Origin of the sequence: Sphingomonas alpina (assembly GCF_014490665.1) — a bacterium.
GTDB classification, from domain to species: domain Bacteria; phylum Pseudomonadota; class Alphaproteobacteria; order Sphingomonadales; family Sphingomonadaceae; genus Sphingomonas; species Sphingomonas alpina.
Window position 1 is genome coordinate 3,855,703 of record NZ_CP061038.1, and the last position, 16,024, is coordinate 3,871,726.

Genomic DNA, 16,024 nt, shown 5'->3' on the forward strand with positions numbered 1-16,024 from the left:
GCTGCAGCCATCCTGCCAGATCGCACCATAATCGCAAAAAGACGTTGCACCCAATCGATTTGCCCTACATCTAGTACAAATCATCTGCGGGGAGTGGCGCGGTGTCAAGGGTGGATCGAAACAAGGTTATCATCGCGGGGGCAGGTCCGGTTGGGCTTGTCGCGGCGCTGCTTCTCGGCCGCCGCGGAATCCCCTTTACGCTGGTCGAGGCCGAAGAGGTACTGGCCAATGATCTGCGTGCCTCGACCTTTCATCCGCCGACGCTCGACATGCTCGACGATCTGGGTCTTGCCGCACCGCTGATCTCCATGGGGTTGATCAGCCCGACCTGGCAGATCCGAATGCACGAAACCGGCGAGCGCGCGGTCTTCGATCTCGCCGCGATCGCCGCCGACACGCACCACCCGTACCGCCTGCAATGCGAACAATCGAAACTCTGCCGGCTGCTGCTCGATCGCGTGCTGGCGGAGGGCAAGGGCGAGGTGCGGATGGGCACGCGGATCGAACAGGTCGCGCAGGATGCGAACCAGGTCACCGCGCTGGTCGGCCGGGACGACAAGGTAGAGGCGATCGAGGGCCGCTATCTGATCGGCGCCGACGGTTCGCGCAGCGCCGCGCGGCGCAACATGGGGTTCGCCTTTGACGGCAAGACCTATCCCGAAACGACGATCCTGGGGACGACGACCTTTCCGTTCGAGGAACATTTGCCCGACCTGTCCAACGTCAATTATGTCTGGAAGCAGAAAGGCACGTTCAGCCTGTTGCGCCTCCCGGACCTCTGGCGCTGCAGCCTCTATCCGGATCCGGAAGAATCGATCGAGGACGGCCTCCAGCCGGAAAGCATCCAGCGCAAGCTGCAGGCGATCGTGCCGCGCGACTGCGACTATGAGGTATTGGAGGTCCGCGCCTATCGGATCCATATGCGCATCGTCGAAAATTATCGCTCCGGCCGGGTGTTGCTCGCCGGCGATGCCGCACATGTCAATTCGCCGTCCGGCGGCATGGGGATGAACGGCGGCATTCATGACGCGTTCGAACTGGTCGATACGCTCGCCCAGGTCTGGAACGGCGCCGACGCCTCACTGCTCGACCGCTATACCCGCCGCCGCCGGCCGGTCGCCCTGGCCGAGATACTCGGCCAATCGGACCGCAATCGCGCCCGCATGCAGGAACGCGACATCGCGAAACGCCGCGACATGCTCGCCGACCTCCAGCGGATCGCCGGCAACCCCGAGAGTGTGCGCGAGCATCTGTTGAGAAGCTCGATGATCACCGGCCTGCGCCTCGCTGCGGCGATCGCATGAACGCTGGCAATGACTATGGCCGCGACGGCATTGTCGGGATCGGCACGCCACAGGCCAACCCGACAGTCGAGGCGGAAATGGCGATCCTGCTGCCACCGACGATCCTTCGCATCACCACACGGCTGACCAGCCGGGCCGAAGCGTCAGAGGACCGGTTGCGCGACTATATCGAACAGCTCGAGCCTGCGCTTGCGAGCTTCGACACGCTGCGCCCACAGGTCTTCGGCTTCGCCTGCACCGCCGCCTCCTATCTCATGGCGCCGGGGCGCGAGGCGGCGATCGTCGCTGCTGCCGAAGCCCGCTACGACTATCCCGTCATCACCGCGGCCGCCGCCATTGCCTGGAAGCTGCACGCGCTCGGCGCACGCCGCATCGCGCTTGTCTCGCCCTATCCCGCAGCGCTGGGCCAGGCCGCTATTACCTATTGGCAGGGGCAGGGCTTTGCACCTGTCGCTGTGGCGAACGCCGCCATCTCCGGCACCGATACACGCGGCATCTATGCGCTTGGCAGCGCGGATGCGCGGGCTTCGCTCGCCGATCTCGGCGCTGTTTCAGCCGACGTCATCCTGATCACCGGAACGGGCATGCCGTCCCTGTCGCTGATCGCCGACCCGCCGCCGGGCACGCCGCCGATCCTCTCGTCCAATCTCGCCCTCGCCGAAGCCTTGCTCGCCAGCCTGGGCCAACCCCTCCCCGACTGGCGCGCGCGCTACCGTGCCGCAATCCAAGGACCCCTGTCATGATCTCCACCCCGATCCCCGGAACGATCCCCGCGGTCAGCGCGATCATCGACGGCGCAACGATCACCGCCGCGTCCGGCCCCCCGATCGCGGTAGTCGATCCCGCGACCGAGGAGGTCATCATCGAAATCGCCGAGGCAGGCGACGCGCTGGTCGACCGCGCGGTCGCTGCCGCGCGCCGCGCCTTTGAAGGGCCATGGCGGCGCATGGACGTGGAGGCGCGCCAGGCGGCCCTGCGCTCCTGCGCCGATCGGATCGATGCCGCCACCGATGAACTGGCCATATTGGAGACTGCCAATACCGGCATTCCGATCGGCCAGGTGCGCGACCGACAGATCGCTCGCGCCGCCTATAATTTTCGTTTCTTCGCTGACTATATCGGCCAGTCGACGTCCGAGCTATATGAACAGGATCCCAATTATCTGACCTTTGTGCGCCGCGAGCCGGTCGGTGTCGCTGCACTGATCGCGCCGTGGAACGCGCCGATCGCGCTCGGGTCGATGAAGATCGCCGCCGCGATCGCCTTCGGCAATGCCTGCGTCATCAAGCCCTCGGAACAGGCGCCGCTCGGCGTGGACCGGCTCGTCGAACTGCTTCAGGAAATCCTGCCCACCGGCCTGGTCAACCTGGTGAATGGCCGCGGCGTCACGACCGGCGACCGACTGGTTCGCCACGACCAGGTCGATCTCGTTTCCTTCACCGGCGGTACTGCCACCGGGCGCGCGATCATGGCGGCGGCCGGCCAGGGCCTCAAGCCGGCGACGATGGAGCTTGGCGGCAAGTCCGCCAACATCATCTTCGACAGTGCCGATTTCGACCAGGCGCTCGACGCAGCGCTGTTGAGCATCTTCACCACCAATGGCCAGCAATGCCTCGCCGGCTCGCGCATCCTGGTCCAGCGTGGCATCGCCGACCGCTTCATCGAGGCGTTCGTGGCCCGCGCCAAAGCACTCAGGATCGGCCATCCGCTCGCTCCCGACACGGAAATCGGCCCGCTCGCCTCCAGGCGGCACCTCGATCATGTGCTGGGGTTCGTGCCGGTGTCCGACCGCACCGGCGTGCAGCTCCTTGCCGGCGGGCGTCGCGCGCCGGGGTTCGACCATGGCAATTATATCGAGCCGACCGTGGTCACCGTCGCCGATATCAACGACCGCATCTGCCAGGACGAGATTTTCGGTCCCTTCGCCGCGATCACGACCTTCGACACCGCGGAAGAGGCCTATGCCCTCGCCAACGGCACCCGCTTCGGCCTGGTCAGCTATGTCTGGTCGCAGGATATCGCCACCATCATGGAAGCGCAGGACCGGCTGTCGAGCGGCATCGTGTGGTGCAACACGCCAATGATGCGCGAACTGCGCGCGCCGTTTGGCGGCTATGGCGATTCAGGCGTCGGTGCCGAAGGCGGCCGGGCCTGCGAGGCGTTCTATACTCGTCAGAAAACCGTCAGCATCCCGCGCCGTCCGCTCGGACTGCGCAAGCTCGGCGCGCGATAAGGGAGAAGACCAATGTCGATCGAACCGGAAATCGCCGCATGGCTGGACATCTATTTCGAGGCATGGAACCGCTACGACGTGCCGGCGATGAAAACCTGTTGGGACGAGGAGGATCCGCTGCCGATCTACCTGGCCGAGGAATGCGATCCGCATATCGGCTGGGAGGCGGTGCTCGGCTATTGGCGCATCGACCGGTCGAAATCCGAACGGCTCGTGACGTGGAAGAATCTGACCGCCAAAGAGGCCGCGCCTGGCCTGGCGGTCATCCTGTTCGACGCCAATTGGAGCACCTACATCCCCGGGTCGCGGCTCTATCCCCGGCCATTCGGCGGCCCGGTGCGGATCACCGCGGCGCTGCGGCTGAAGCCGGAAGGTTGGCGGATGTTCCATTATGTCGAGGCGCCACTCGCCTCGATCGTCCAACTCCGCCGTGCGCATGAGGACGCGGTCGAGCCGGCACTGCATGCCCGGCTCGCCGCCAAGGGCATCAGCTATTGAGAATGGCTGAAATTCGCTGCGCACCGAAAAACGTCGTCCATGGACATTGATGTTTCAATGCACGACGCTTAGGACATTACATATAAGACTATGACAAATTCGCGCACTCTTTTCGCCAAGCTCTGGGATGCTCATGTCATCGCATCGCTGGGCATGGGCGAAGATCTGGTGGCGATCGACCGGGTATTCCTACACGAACGCACCGGGTCGGTCGCGCTACGTTCGCTGGCCGCCAGCGGCCGCTGCGTTACCGATCCGCGCCGGATCTTCGCTGTCACCGATCATATCGTCGACACGTTGCCCGGCCGCACCGGGACGCTTGTGCCGGGCGGTGCGGCTTTTCTCGAAGCGACCCGCGAGGAAACCCGCAAGGCGGGCATCCACCTGTTCGATGTCGAGGATCCCGATCAGGGCATCGTCCATGTCATCTCGCCCGAACTCGCCATCGTCCTGCCCGGTGCAACCCTGGTCTGCCCCGACAGCCATAGCTGCAGCCAAGGCGCGTTGGGAGCGCTCGCCTGGGGTATTGGCTCGACCGAGGCCGAGCATGCGATGGCGACCGGGACGCTGCGCGTGCGCCGTCCGGGAACCATGCGCGTGACCTTTTCGGGCCGGCTCGGGCCGGGCGTGACCGCCAAGGATATGGCGTTGGCATTGATCGCGACACACGGTGCCAGCGGCGGCAAGGGACACGCGATCGAGTTTGCCGGCGAAGCGGTGGCTGCGCTCGATCTCGAGGGGCGGCTTACGTTGTGCAACATGGCGGCTGAATTCGGCGCGATGACCGCCTTCGTGGCGCCCGACGAGGTCATCTTCGACTATCTGAAGGGCCGCCGCTACGCCCCCCGAGGTCCGGCATGGGATGCGGCGCTCACCGCCTGGCGCCTGCTCGCCACCGATCCAGGCGCGACTTTCGATCGTGAGATCGTCATGGACGCTCACGCCGTGGCGCCGATGATGAGCTGGGGCGTGAGCCCGCAGGATTCGGTGCCGATCGATGCCTCGATCCCGACCCCGCCCTACACAGGGAGTAGCGCGAGGGCGCTCGACTATATGGCGCTTAGGCCTGGCCAGCAGCTGCTGGGCACGCCGATCGATGCGGCCTTTATCGGCAGCTGCACCAACAGCCGGCTCGCTGATCTGCGCCGTGTCGCCGCGATCGTGCGTGGCCGCCATGTCGCCAATGGCATTACCGCGATCATCGTCCCTGGCTCGTCCGCGGTGCGCCGCGCAGCAGAGGCGGAAGGGATCGACCGGATCTTCATGGATGCCGGGTTCGACTGGCGCATGAGCGGCTGTTCGCTGTGCTTCTACGCCGGGGGCGACGGCTTCGCACCCGGCGCGCGCGTCATCTCCTCCACCAACCGCAATTTCGAAGGGCGGCAGGGCCCGGGTGTCCGTACCCATATCGCCAGTCCCGAAACGGTCGCCGCCAGCGCGATCGCGGGCGCGATCGCCGATCCGCGCGATTGGCCGCCTCTGCCCGCGCCTGGCGATGGCAAGGCCGACGACCGGGCACACGCCTTCACCGCCGGTGCGGAAGCGCGCTGATGTCGGTCTTCGCTCCCGTCCCGCTTGTGTCAGGCATCGCCGCGCCGCTGTTGCGCGCCAATGTCGACACCGACGCGATCATCCCCTCGCGCGAGATCAAGGGTGTGGGCAAGACCGGGCTTGCCGATGGCCTGTTTGCGGGCTGGCGCTATCTCGAGCCGGGGAGCCGCGTGCCCGACCCCGATTTCATCCTCAACGACGCTGCCTTTGCCCGGGCGCCGATCCTGCTTGCGGGCGAGAATTTCGGCTGCGGATCAAGCCGCGAGCATGCCGTGTGGGCGCTACACGAATATGGCTTTCGCGCGGTCATTGCACCAAGCTTCGCGCCGATCTTTCGCGGCAATTGTGTCACCAACGGCATCATCCCGGTCATACTCGATGCGGCCGCCATCCTCGCCATCACCGCGGCCGGAGGCCCGGTCACGATCGACCTCCTCGCCCAGACCGTGACATCGGGAGACGTCGCTGCGCCGTTCGCCATCGATACCGAGGCGAAGGCGATGCTCGCCCAGGGGCTCGACGCGATCGACCTCACCGCGCGACACGCCGCGGCAATTGCAGCGTTCCACATCGCCGATCGTATCGCGCGACCCTGGATTTATCTGGAAGCCACGTCATGACAGCCATATTGATCAGCGAGGTCGGCCCGCGCGACGGGCTTCAATCGATCGATCGCATCATGCCGATCGAGGCGAAAAAGGCCTGGATCGCCGCTGAAGCGGCAGCCGGCGTGCGCGAAATCGAGGTGGGCAGCTTCGTACCCGCCAGCCTGTTGCCGCAAATGGCGGACACGGCCGCCCTGGTCGCCTTCGCCGGCACGATCCCCGGCCTTTCGGTTGCTGTGCTCGTCCCCAATCTCAAGGGTGCCGAACTGGCAATCCGGGCGGGTGCGCGAAAACTATCCATCCCCTTCTCGATGTCCGAGACCCACAGCCTGAAAAATGTCCGCAAGGATCACGCCGCCATGGTGGCGGAAATCGGCGCCATCGCAGCGCGTGTTGCGCAGGAAGAAGACCCGCCGCATTTCGAGGTCGGTCTGTCGACCGCGTTCGGCTGCACGATCGAGGGCCATGTGCCGGAAGACACTGTCATCCGCCTGGCCGAGGCATCGATCGCGGCCGGCGCGGCCGAGGTGGGCCTGTCCGACACCACCGGCTATGCCGATCCGGCACAGGTCAGGCGGCTGGTGCGCAAGGTAAAGGCGGCGGTGGGCGACGCACGGCTCAACAGCCTTCATCTCCATAATACCCGTGGCCTTGGCCTCGCCAACGCACTGGCCGGGCTGGAGGAAGGGATCACCACGCTGGATGCGTCGCTCGGCGGCCTGGGCGGATGCCCGTTCGCACCGGGAGCTTCGGGCAATATCGTCACGGAGGATCTGGCATTCATGCTTGCCGCCATGGGCTATGAGACCGGCATCGACCTGGACGCGCTGATGCGGGTTCGCGCGATTCTTGCGGACGCCTTGCCGGGAGAGCCGCTCTACGGCTTCACGCCCGATGCCGGGCTTCCGCTCGGGCTTGATCGGCGAACGGCATGAGCGGGCCGACGCCGCTCGCCGGCCTCCGGGTTATCGAGTTCACGCATATGGTCATGGGCCCGGCCGCCGGCGCGATCCTGGCCGGCCTGGGCGCCGAAGTGATCCGGGTCGAACCACCCGGCGGTGATCATACGCGCGGCCTGATCGGCTCGGGCGCCGGCTATTTCCCCATGTACAACCGCCACAAGGCGAGCCTGTGCCTCAACCTGAAATCGCCCGAAGGGCTGGCGGCGGCAAAGCGGCTCGTCGCCAGTGCCGATATATTGATCGAGAATTTCCGCCCTGGCGCACTCGACCGGCTCGGCCTCGACTATGACACGCTGGCGGCGGACAATCCCGGCCTGGTATATTGCTCGCTCAAAGGCTTCCTGCCCGGCCCTTATGAAGGGCGCACCGCGCTGGACGAGGTGGCGCAGATGATGGGCGGGCTCGCCTATATGACCGGCCCACCCGGTCGCCCCTTGCGCGCGGGATCGAGCGTCATCGACGTGACCGGCGGCATGTTCGGGGTCATCGCCACGCTTGCAGCGATCGAAGAGCGGCACCGCACCGGTCGCGGCCAGAAGGTGCAGGCCTCGCTGTTCGAGACGACGGTCTACCTCGTCGGGCAGCACATGGCGCAGAAGGCGGCGACGGGTGAAGCCGCGGCGCCGATGCCGGCCCGCATTTCCGCCTGGGCGATCTACGATATCTTTGAAACCAGCGACCACCCGATCTTCATCGGCGTGGTCAGCGACACGCTCTGGGAGAAATTCTGCGCCTTGTTCGGCCTTGACGCGCTCTGGGCGGACGAGAGCCTGCGCCGCAACAATGACCGTGTGCATGCCCGCGACCGAATCCTGCCGGTGATCCGCACGCTCGTGGCACGCTTTACGCGCGACGAGATCATTACGAAGCTGGAAGGGACCGGCTTACCCTTCGCACCAATCGGCAGACCTGAAGATATGTCGGCAGACCGCCACCTGAATGACTCGGGCGGGCTGGAGACGGCAACTCTGTCCGATGGGACCATAGCGGCGCTACCCGCACTCCCGGTCGAACTGGCGGGCGTCCGTCCGGGCGGTCCAGCCACGCTGCCGCAACCGGGCGTCGATACGGTGCGGGTGTTTTCAGAACTCGGATACTCGGCCGAGGAAATCGCGGATCTGCTGGATCGAACGGGCCTTCCCCGTATGTCATGACGGCTCTGCCCTCCGCCGGCCGGCCAAAAGGAAGCCGGCGGAGGGTGGTCTCAATAGTTTAGATTGAAGTTGATCAGGCTTCCCATCCAGGCGAACCAGGGAATGCCCACAAGCGCTCCGGCAAGCAGGACGCTGCGCGTCTTCGCGCCCCAGGTTCGGCCGGTACGGAACGTCAGCCACACATTCCACAGTCCGATCGCGGCCCCGGCCAGCGGCAGGATCGCGGCGACCTGCATCATGCGGATCCATCCGTCCATGCTGCCATTATATACGTCCAGCTTGTTCTGCAGGATCGGCGCAAGCGTCGAGTACCAGCCGAGAAGGTAGACGATGTCGGCAGCGGCAGCACTGCGCGCCAGGGTCTGCACCAATGCCGCGCGGCCCGTTGCCGCCGCCGGCAGGCTATAGGCCCGCCGCAACCATGCACGCACCGGCCAGACGAACAGGGTGGCAAGCAGCACGAGCAGCGAGAGCCCCGCAACGATCTGGTTGAGCAGCGCATTGCGCGCGAGCGGGACCGCCTGGATCACCGCGGTCGGATTGCTGCCGTCGATGATCGTGCGGCGGCCGTCCAAAGTCGTCACCTGAAGCTGGCGCGTGCCACCCAACTCGCGCCACAAGCCAGGCGCGATCTCGCGGAACTTGCGATCCTCGATCGAGCCCAGGCTGATGGTACCGTCGTCATTGGCGGTCACCACATCCTGCTGCAGCAGATAGAACAAGCCGAGGAAACCGGATTCGATGCGCCGGGAGCTTTCGTAGCGCCCGGCGATCGCCTGCGCATGCTCGGCGGCCGAAGCGATTGCCGGCGGATCCTTGGCCTGCGCCGCCGGGAAATAGCGGTCCATGAACAGGTCGAACAGACGGTCGCGTGCGCCATATACCGCGCCATCCTCGCCGCGGCTGTTGAAATTGACGAAAATGCCGACTCCGCTGTCGGGCAACAGGTTCATGTCGGTGTGGAAGACCACCGTGTCGCCGCCATGTCCGATGACCAACTGACCGTTGCGATGGCCATGGAAGAAGCCATGGGCCAGGTCGTCCAAGCCGGGCTGCGACGGTACCGCCGGCGTGTGCATCAGCCGGGCGGTCTCTGGCCGCAGAATCTGCGCATCGCCGAAACGCCCATCCTGAAGGTGCGCGATCATGAAATTCGCCATGTCGGCGCCGGTCGCGCTGACACTGCCGGCCGGCGCGGTGGTGACGAGCTCGAATGCATTCGGCGGCACATTGCTCTGCATATAGCCCTTGGACGCATCGGCGACGAAGCGCGCGGGCAATGGCTGGCGGAATGTGGTGCGCGCCATGTGCAACGGCGCGAGGATATGGCGTTCGACATAGGTGTCGAACGGCTCGCCCGAAACGCGCTCAACGATATAGCCCGCAAGCGACGTGCCGTAGTTGGAATAGGCAGGCACAGCACCGGCCGGGAAGAGGCGCGGACGCAGATGTTGTTTGAGATAGGTCTCGTTGGTCTGGAGTCGCTTCGGGTCCGATTCAAGGACGTCCTTCAACCCTTCTTCGAATCCACCGCGGTGCCGCATCAGGTCATTCATGGTGATCGCGCGGCCGGCGCGCGGCGTAATCTTGAAGTCGAGATAGCGGTTCACATCGGCGTTGAGGTCGATCTTGCCCTGTTCAACGAGCTGCATCACCGCGGTCCAGGTGAACAGTTTCGATGTCGAGCCAATGCGCACCGTGGTCCGATCCGGATCCATCGGCCTCTTGGTCGCGACATCAGCAAAGCCATAGCCTTTCTTGACCAGGATCTGGCCGTCCTTGACCACGACCACTTGCACGCCGGCGATCTTCCCCTGCTTGATCGTCGTCGGCACGAAGCCGTCGAGCCAAGCGGCGAGATCGGTCGCGGTAAGCTGTGGTGCGGTCGATGCCTGCTCGACGGGAGCGGCGGGGGCCGGCTGCGGAAGAGTGGGCGTGACCGGCACCGGACGTTGCGAAATCGCCGGCCAGGCTGTGGCCGCAGCGATGATCATGGCGGCAAGCGCCAACCTCTTTCTCATAATCCACTCCCCATTATGTGTAATAGCGCACTAATACACACATTGGGAACATGCAACTAGAATTTTTCACATATTAAAAAACTTCTCTGTTCAGGATCGTGCACCACTGCGCCGAGCCGGCGTCGCATCTTCTGCCAGGAGCGCAGGATCAGGGCCGCCGCGCAGTAATTGCATCGCGCGGGAATGCCTCTCGTGTTCAGTGGCTTCGTCCTGCCGGGCATGTTCGGGATGCGAATAGACGCACAGCATCCGCGCCGGCCCATCGACACTGACATAGCGGTGCCCGAGCGAGGCGTCGAAATAAACGCTGTCTCCCACCTCCATGATGACGGGCGAATAGCCTTCGCAGTGGAGCCTGACCCGGCCGCTCATCACATAGGCGAACTCCTCGCCGCCGTGCGGCTCCGCATCCGACCCGTCTCCCTCGGCATTCACCTCGATAAGACATGGGAAATAATGCTTGCTTGCGATCTCGGTCGCCAGGAAATGGTGGAGATTGCCGCCGCAATCGATGGTCGGCGCGGTGCCCGCGCGATTGACGACACGCCGGCCGCCCTTGCGCACGGCCAACTCCGGCGGCGCGAAAAGATCGCCGATCGGCACTTCGAGCCCTTTGGCAAGCTGGGCCAGCTTGCCATGCGTCAGCGTGGTCTGGCCGTTCTCCACCTTCCACAGCATCGAGGTGGACAATCCCCCGCGCCGCGCCGTCTCGGCGATCGACCATCCGCGGCGCTTGCGCAGGCGCATCAAGCAGTCGCCCAATACGGAAACGTCATCCTTCATCACAGCGCCGTCTCCTTCGCGATCCATCGCCGCCGTCTCCACGCGGGAGGTTCATTTTTACGCCTCTACATCACCTATCTGAATTGAGATTGAATATATTAAATCATCGCCACCCTCTCTTCCCGGCAAGAGCCAACCGCCGCTCCTCGGTTCGCTTGTGCGATTTCACAACTTGCTGGCTAAACAGTTAGTAATTGAAATGCGCGCGATATCATGCATTATCGCCGCGCTCATAAGCCACCGATGGATCTCACCGGACAAGAAATCGGACTCGAGTTCGATCGGCACAGAGCGGGAAAGGATCTTCTATGTTGAGGCAAACCAAGGCTCCCTTCTGGACTCGGCTCGTTGCCGGGGCCATCGCTTTTCTGGCCGCCACCGCAGGGCCAGGCTCGGCCAGCGCCCAGGCACTCCCCGCGTCCAATCCGGACAATGTCGCCAAATATGCCGATGCAGGCCGATGGGTATGCTTGCCTGGACGTGTTGATGCCTGTTCACGCGACTTGCAGGCCGTTCAGTTGCTCGCAAACGGGTCATCCGTGCCGGTTCCGCCGCTGGTGCCGGCGACCACAAGCTCGGTCGATTGCTTCTATGTTTACCCGACGGCCAGCGTGAATCTCATTCCGGGCAATCCCGACCCCTATAATACCGACACCAGCGCGATTGACGCAGCAGCTGCGGCTCAAGCGGCGTCGTTCAGTAGCGAGTGCCGCGTGTTTGCGCCCCAATATCGCCAGGCAACGATCGGCGCCTATGTGCTGCCGGAATTTGTCCGGCAAATGTATATTCAGGTGGCGGCATCCGATGTTCTCGCTGCCTTCGATTATTATCTGGCGAACTATAATCAGGGCCGGAAAATCGTCCTGATCGGTCACTCTCAGGGAAGCGAGCTGCTGATCAAGGTCATCCAGAGCCGGTTCGATCCGTCGCCGGAACTGCGCGCAAAGCTCCTTTTGGGGATATTGGCCGGCATCCCCGTCAATGTGCCGGTCGGCCAGAAGCTCGGCGGTACCTTCAACAATGTTCCGGTCTGCACCCTGCCCGGGGAAACGGGCTGTTTCATCGCCTTCGGCAGCTATGTCGAGGGATCGAACCCTGGAACCGATACACGTATCCCGACTCCCGCCGGACAGGAGCGCGTGTGCGTCAATCCCGCCACGCTCGATAACCCGTCACTTTCTCCCGATGCACGCCGGAACGGGCGCGCGCTGCTGCAAGGGACGCTCCTGATGCCGGCGGCAAATTCGTCGGGCTTTGTTCGAAGCGACGCGCAGACCGCGTCCTTCACCCGCCTGAGCAGTGCGTATAGCGGCGCTTGCGTCACTGCGACCGATCCGCGCATGCGCTTCTTCGCGATCAGGGAGGAAATGGCGGCCACCGACCCCCGTCACGGCATCGTCAAACTCACGCCGAACTTGCTGGACCAGATCGGTCAGATACTGATCGGCGACGTCGGGCTGCATGTGCTCGACATGCAATTTCCGATGCAGGACATGGTCTCCCTGGTCGCGGCGCGGCGCCCCTAGCGCCGATTGCCACCACGCCCGGCCAGGTTTCGCGGCTCTTCGGGCGGTATGTCTTCGGCGGCAGGTTCATGGCCGTTGGGAAATGCCGCCCGGAGCGTCGAGCCGGTACTTATGTGAAGCAGGATATCCGCATGATCAAAAGCGCATTGGCACTCGCCGCATTCGCCGTGCTTGTCCTGTTCGGGTTGTTCTGGTGGTCGGGCGACCGGCCGCAACCAAGCGAGGATGAAATCGTCGTGGTGCCCACCGCGGCCACCCCGGAAGCATTGCTCAGCGCTCCTTCGTCGCCGGGGGCAGAAGGCGATGCCGCAGCGCTCGCTCTGGTGGAAAAGCAGATCCTCGAGGTCATCGGTGAGCCGGGAACCAGTCTTCGCGATGTCCGCATCGTCGATCAGGAGCGGCAGATCGCCTGTGGACAACGCACAAGCCAAGGCTCCGCAGCCCTGCGTCGCTTTGTATGGCTGAGTCAGGTTCGCCAGGTCGTCACGGACGATGGCGGCCAGGATTTCGCCATCCTGGTCCATGTCTGCAACCCACCGCCACCGCCCCAGAACTGACCGGGTGCCGGGCCTTAATTGCAGCTGCCTCTCCACGATTACACAAACTGGCTGGACGGCCAATAAATATGTTATTAGACCGTTTGTGCGACCCGTAGGAAAGCGGTCGTGCAGGCGCGTAACGGAACGCCAACAAAGAGGGAGAGGCGTTTTCGATGCAGAAATTTTCCAGCTCGGCATTGCTCAGGAACGAGCCCCTGACCCGCGGCGTGACGCTGAAGTTCCGGCATTGATCGACGAGCCTGGCCACGGCCTGGCGGCCACCCCGCACGTCCCGATGCCCGCAAAGACGCCAGCCCCATGACCCTTTTCCGCGCCCCGTTCATCTGGACGCCGCAGCAGCCGATTGCCGAGAACTGGCTGCTTGCCTCAAGGGACCTGCCGGCGCGGGACGACGGCAAGAACCGCTGGTTCCTGTTCCGCACCGCGGTTGAGCTCGAGGCGGAGATGACCACGGCACCGACCAACATCACGGTCGATGGACGCTATATCCTGTATGTGAACGGCGAAGAGCAAGGGCGAGGCCCGGTGCGGTGCAGCCCGCTCGCCCAGCGCTACGACACCCATGACATCGCATCCGCGCTGCGGCCGGGGCGGAATATCGTCGCGGTTCTGGTTCATACCTATGGCGTCGACACCGCCTTTTACGAAGGGGTTCGCGGATTGTGGCAGCCGGTGTTCGGTGACGGCGGGCTATGGGTCGAAGGCCCGGTCGTCGACACCCGCCAGCCATGGCGCTGTACACAATCGGCTGCCTGGCTTCAGGATGTGGCGCAGGCCAATCACAGCCTGGGATTCATCGAAGCGCTGGATGCCAATGAACTGCCGGCCGACTGGGCGGCGCTGGGCTTTGACGATTCCGCCTGGGATATCGCGCGCCCCCTGCTTGCCGGTGGAGGCGGCCCGGAATCGCTGTACCAGGGCATGACCGTCCGTCCGTTTCCCATCCTGTTGCCTCGAGGCATCCCCGCGCTCCGCGAATTCGCGACGCGCGCGCGGAGCGTCCGCTGGATCAAAGGGCAGCGGTCCCGGCCCGACCTGCCGTTGCACAAGCGGCTTTATGAAGAGCCGCTTGTGCCCGCGCCGCTCGACGCGGCGCGCAACATCGGGGAGCTTCTGGGCGATGGCGAGGCCTCGACCGCGATCCGCACCACGGACGGTATCGACACCGCCTTCACGCTCGATTTCGGTCGCATCTTCTCAGGCCATCCCTTCTTCGAGATCGAGGCGAAGGGCGGCGAAGTGATCGAGATCGCATGCGCCGAGCGACTGCCCGGGGAATGGTCAAGCGAGGTCGCCGAAGACGCGCGGATCGAGCCCAGACCCTATATCGGCACCGACGCCCATCTCTGCCGCTATGTCGCCCGCCCCGGGCGTCAGCGTTTTCGGCGCTTCGAATGGTGCGCCGTCCGGTACATGCATGTCGTCGTGCGCAACGCCCCGGCCGGCCTGACCATCCGCCAACTGGGCGCGATCGAAACCCATTACCCGGTCGAGGAACGCGGCCGTTTCTCCTGTTCGGACCCGATCCTGACCAAATTATGGGCGGCCGGCGCCTATACGCTCAAGCAATGCATGCACGATGCCTGGGAGGATTGCCCGAGCCGCGAACAACGCCAATGGCTGGGCGATGTGACGGTCGAGAACCTCGCGGCGCACGCGGCATTCGGCAATTCGGCATCCGCGTTGACCGCCAAATACCTGATCCAGGCGGCCGAGAGCCAGCGGCCGGATGGTTTGACCCAGATGTTCGCGCCCGGTGATCATGGCCATAATGCACGCCTGATCCCGGACTGGACGCTGCAATGGATTCTCTGCGCGGCGGATTACTGGCAGCTCACCGGCGACCTTGTGACGCTGGAGCAGATCTGGCCATCGATCCGCAAGGCGCTCGGCTGGTTCGAACGAATTGCCGGGCCGCACGGACTGGTGGTCGATATGCCCTATTGGCACTTCATGGACTGGGCCGGGCTCGGCCGCGACCATCAGGCCCTGGCGCTCAACGCACAACTGGCCGGTGCGTACCGCGCGGCGGCCACGATCAGCGGTGCGCTGGAGGATCAGCGGGTCGCCCGCATCTATCAGGGCCGCGCGCGGGCCATTTCGACCAGGCTCGATGCCGAGCATTGGGACCAGCGGCGCGGCGCATGGGTCGATATGGTCGACCCGCTCAGCGGCACACAGATCAAGCGGACATCGCAGCATGGCATCGCCGCGCTCGCCTTATGGGGTGAGGCGGTGCCCGAGCGGATCGCACGCGCCTTCGACTGGGCGACCGACCCGGCTCGCGAAACCGTGACACCCGCGCCGCCGGTCGTTCCCCATGGGACCCCGCTCGACGAAGAACATGGGGTGGTCGTGGCCAACACCTTCTACAGCCATTTCGTCAACGAGGCGCTGGCCAGACATGGGCGGGGTGGGACCGCACTCGACAATATCAGACGGCGATTTGCGCCGATGATCGAGGCGGGCTCCTCCACTTTATGGGAGGCGAGCACGCCCTGGGCGAGCCTGTGCCACGGCTTCTCCGCCTCGCCGACGCACTTCCTTTCCCGGCATGTGCTGGGCGTGGCGCCGGCCGAGCCCGGCTTTGCCCGGGCACGCGTGATGCCCAATCTGTTCGATCTCGATTCCGCCGACGGCGTGGTGCCGGCAGGCGCGGAGGGGATTTCGGTCGCGCTGTGCCGTCAACCGGAGGGGTTCGGCGCGGTGATCCGTGCGGGGTCCATTCCCCTCGACGTGCGGCCACCGCGCGGGTTCAGGCTGCAGTCGCTCAACGATCGTGATGGCGCTACCCATGCGCTGTTTGCCAGGCTGACCAAATGACGCG

General features: G+C 64.7%; 13 protein-coding genes. 11 read left to right on the plus strand and 2 right to left on the minus strand.

Annotated features, from left to right (window positions below; all coding sequences use genetic code 11):
• Nucleotides 1–101: 101 nt before the first annotated feature.
• The 8 genes from H3Z74_RS17940 (at nt 102) to H3Z74_RS17975 (ending at nt 8,307) form a co-directional block, all read left to right on the plus strand.
• Nucleotides 102–1,304, plus strand: coding sequence for an FAD-dependent oxidoreductase (locus H3Z74_RS17940; protein ID WP_187760937.1), 1,203 nt, complete (start codon nt 102–104; stop codon nt 1,302–1,304).
• On the plus strand, nt 1,301–2,047 hold the full coding sequence (locus H3Z74_RS17945; RefSeq protein ID WP_187760938.1) for an aspartate racemase/maleate isomerase family protein: 747 nt from the start codon (nt 1,301–1,303) through the stop codon (nt 2,045–2,047). Before H3Z74_RS17940 ends, H3Z74_RS17945 begins: the two co-directional genes overlap by 4 nt.
• Complete coding sequence (locus H3Z74_RS17950) at nt 2,044–3,537, plus strand: aldehyde dehydrogenase (RefSeq protein WP_187760939.1); 1,494 nt, start codon at nt 2,044–2,046, stop codon at nt 3,535–3,537. Before H3Z74_RS17945 ends, H3Z74_RS17950 begins: the two co-directional genes overlap by 4 nt.
• A gap of 12 nt (nt 3,538–3,549) precedes the next feature.
• Complete coding sequence (locus H3Z74_RS17955) at nt 3,550–4,035, plus strand: nuclear transport factor 2 family protein (RefSeq protein ID WP_187760940.1); 486 nt, start codon at nt 3,550–3,552, stop codon at nt 4,033–4,035.
• A 90-nt stretch (nt 4,036–4,125) separates the two neighbouring features.
• Nucleotides 4,126–5,586, plus strand: a complete 1,461-nt coding sequence (locus tag H3Z74_RS17960) for a 3-isopropylmalate dehydratase large subunit (RefSeq protein WP_187760941.1) — start codon at nt 4,126–4,128, stop codon at nt 5,584–5,586.
• Nucleotides 5,586–6,206, plus strand: a complete 621-nt coding sequence (gene leuD, locus H3Z74_RS17965; RefSeq protein ID WP_187760942.1) for a 3-isopropylmalate dehydratase small subunit — start codon at nt 5,586–5,588, stop codon at nt 6,204–6,206. The genes H3Z74_RS17960 and leuD overlap by 1 nt, the downstream gene beginning before the upstream one ends.
• Nucleotides 6,203–7,126, plus strand: a complete 924-nt coding sequence (locus tag H3Z74_RS17970; protein WP_187760943.1) for a hydroxymethylglutaryl-CoA lyase — start codon at nt 6,203–6,205, stop codon at nt 7,124–7,126. The genes leuD and H3Z74_RS17970 overlap by 4 nt, the downstream gene beginning before the upstream one ends.
• On the plus strand, nt 7,123–8,307 hold the full coding sequence (locus H3Z74_RS17975; protein WP_187760944.1) for a CaiB/BaiF CoA transferase family protein: 1,185 nt from the start codon (nt 7,123–7,125) through the stop codon (nt 8,305–8,307). The genes H3Z74_RS17970 and H3Z74_RS17975 overlap by 4 nt, the downstream gene beginning before the upstream one ends.
• A gap of 50 nt (nt 8,308–8,357) precedes the next feature.
• Here the strand turns inward: H3Z74_RS17975 and H3Z74_RS17980 are convergent, their stop codons facing one another.
• Both H3Z74_RS17980 and H3Z74_RS17985 read right to left on the minus strand, forming a co-directional pair.
• A complete protein-coding gene (locus H3Z74_RS17980; RefSeq protein WP_187760945.1) occupies nt 8,358–10,328 on the minus strand; it encodes a serine hydrolase domain-containing protein in 1,971 nt (656 codons plus the stop codon).
• Nucleotides 10,329–10,418: 90 nt separating this feature from the next.
• Nucleotides 10,419–11,153 carry a helix-turn-helix domain-containing protein gene (locus H3Z74_RS17985; protein WP_187760946.1) on the minus strand — a complete coding sequence of 245 codons (735 nt, stop codon included), beginning with the start codon at nt 11,151–11,153 and terminating at the stop codon, nt 10,419–10,421.
• A gap of 515 nt (nt 11,154–11,668) precedes the next feature.
• On the opposite strand from H3Z74_RS17985, the gene H3Z74_RS17990 reads away from it, so the two are divergent.
• The 3 genes from H3Z74_RS17990 to H3Z74_RS18000 all read left to right on the plus strand — a co-directional run bounded on the left by H3Z74_RS17990 (nt 11,669) and on the right by H3Z74_RS18000 (nt 16,020).
• Entirely contained in the window at nt 11,669–12,637 is a 969-nt protein-coding gene (locus H3Z74_RS17990) for a DUF3089 domain-containing protein (RefSeq protein ID WP_187760947.1), read from the plus strand.
• A 131-nt stretch (nt 12,638–12,768) separates the two neighbouring features.
• Complete coding sequence (locus tag H3Z74_RS17995; protein ID WP_187760948.1) at nt 12,769–13,194, plus strand: hypothetical protein; 426 nt, start codon at nt 12,769–12,771, stop codon at nt 13,192–13,194.
• 300 nt (nt 13,195–13,494) lie between these two features.
• On the plus strand, nt 13,495–16,020 hold the full coding sequence (locus H3Z74_RS18000; RefSeq protein WP_187760949.1) for an alpha-L-rhamnosidase-related protein: 2,526 nt from the start codon (nt 13,495–13,497) through the stop codon (nt 16,018–16,020).
• Nucleotides 16,021–16,024 lie beyond the last annotated feature (4 nt).

Coding starts and splice junctions, on each gene's coding strand:
- H3Z74_RS17945 (WP_187760938.1), top strand. CDS start 1,301: ATGAACGCTGGCAATGACTATGGCCGCGACGGCATTGTCGGGATCGGC.
- H3Z74_RS17950 (WP_187760939.1), top strand. CDS start 2,044: ATGATCTCCACCCCGATCCCCGGAACGATCCCCGCGGTCAGCGCGATC.
- H3Z74_RS17955 (WP_187760940.1), top strand. CDS start 3,550: ATGTCGATCGAACCGGAAATCGCCGCATGGCTGGACATCTATTTCGAG.
- H3Z74_RS17960 (WP_187760941.1), top strand. CDS start 4,126: ATGACAAATTCGCGCACTCTTTTCGCCAAGCTCTGGGATGCTCATGTC.
- leuD (WP_187760942.1), top strand. CDS start 5,586: ATGTCGGTCTTCGCTCCCGTCCCGCTTGTGTCAGGCATCGCCGCGCCG.
- H3Z74_RS17970 (WP_187760943.1), top strand. CDS start 6,203: ATGACAGCCATATTGATCAGCGAGGTCGGCCCGCGCGACGGGCTTCAA.
- H3Z74_RS17975 (WP_187760944.1), top strand. CDS start 7,123: ATGAGCGGGCCGACGCCGCTCGCCGGCCTCCGGGTTATCGAGTTCACG.
- H3Z74_RS17980 (WP_187760945.1), bottom strand. CDS start 10,328: ATGAGAAAGAGGTTGGCGCTTGCCGCCATGATCATCGCTGCGGCCACA.
- H3Z74_RS17995 (WP_187760948.1), top strand. CDS start 12,769: ATGATCAAAAGCGCATTGGCACTCGCCGCATTCGCCGTGCTTGTCCTG.
- H3Z74_RS18000 (WP_187760949.1), top strand. CDS start 13,495: ATGACCCTTTTCCGCGCCCCGTTCATCTGGACGCCGCAGCAGCCGATT.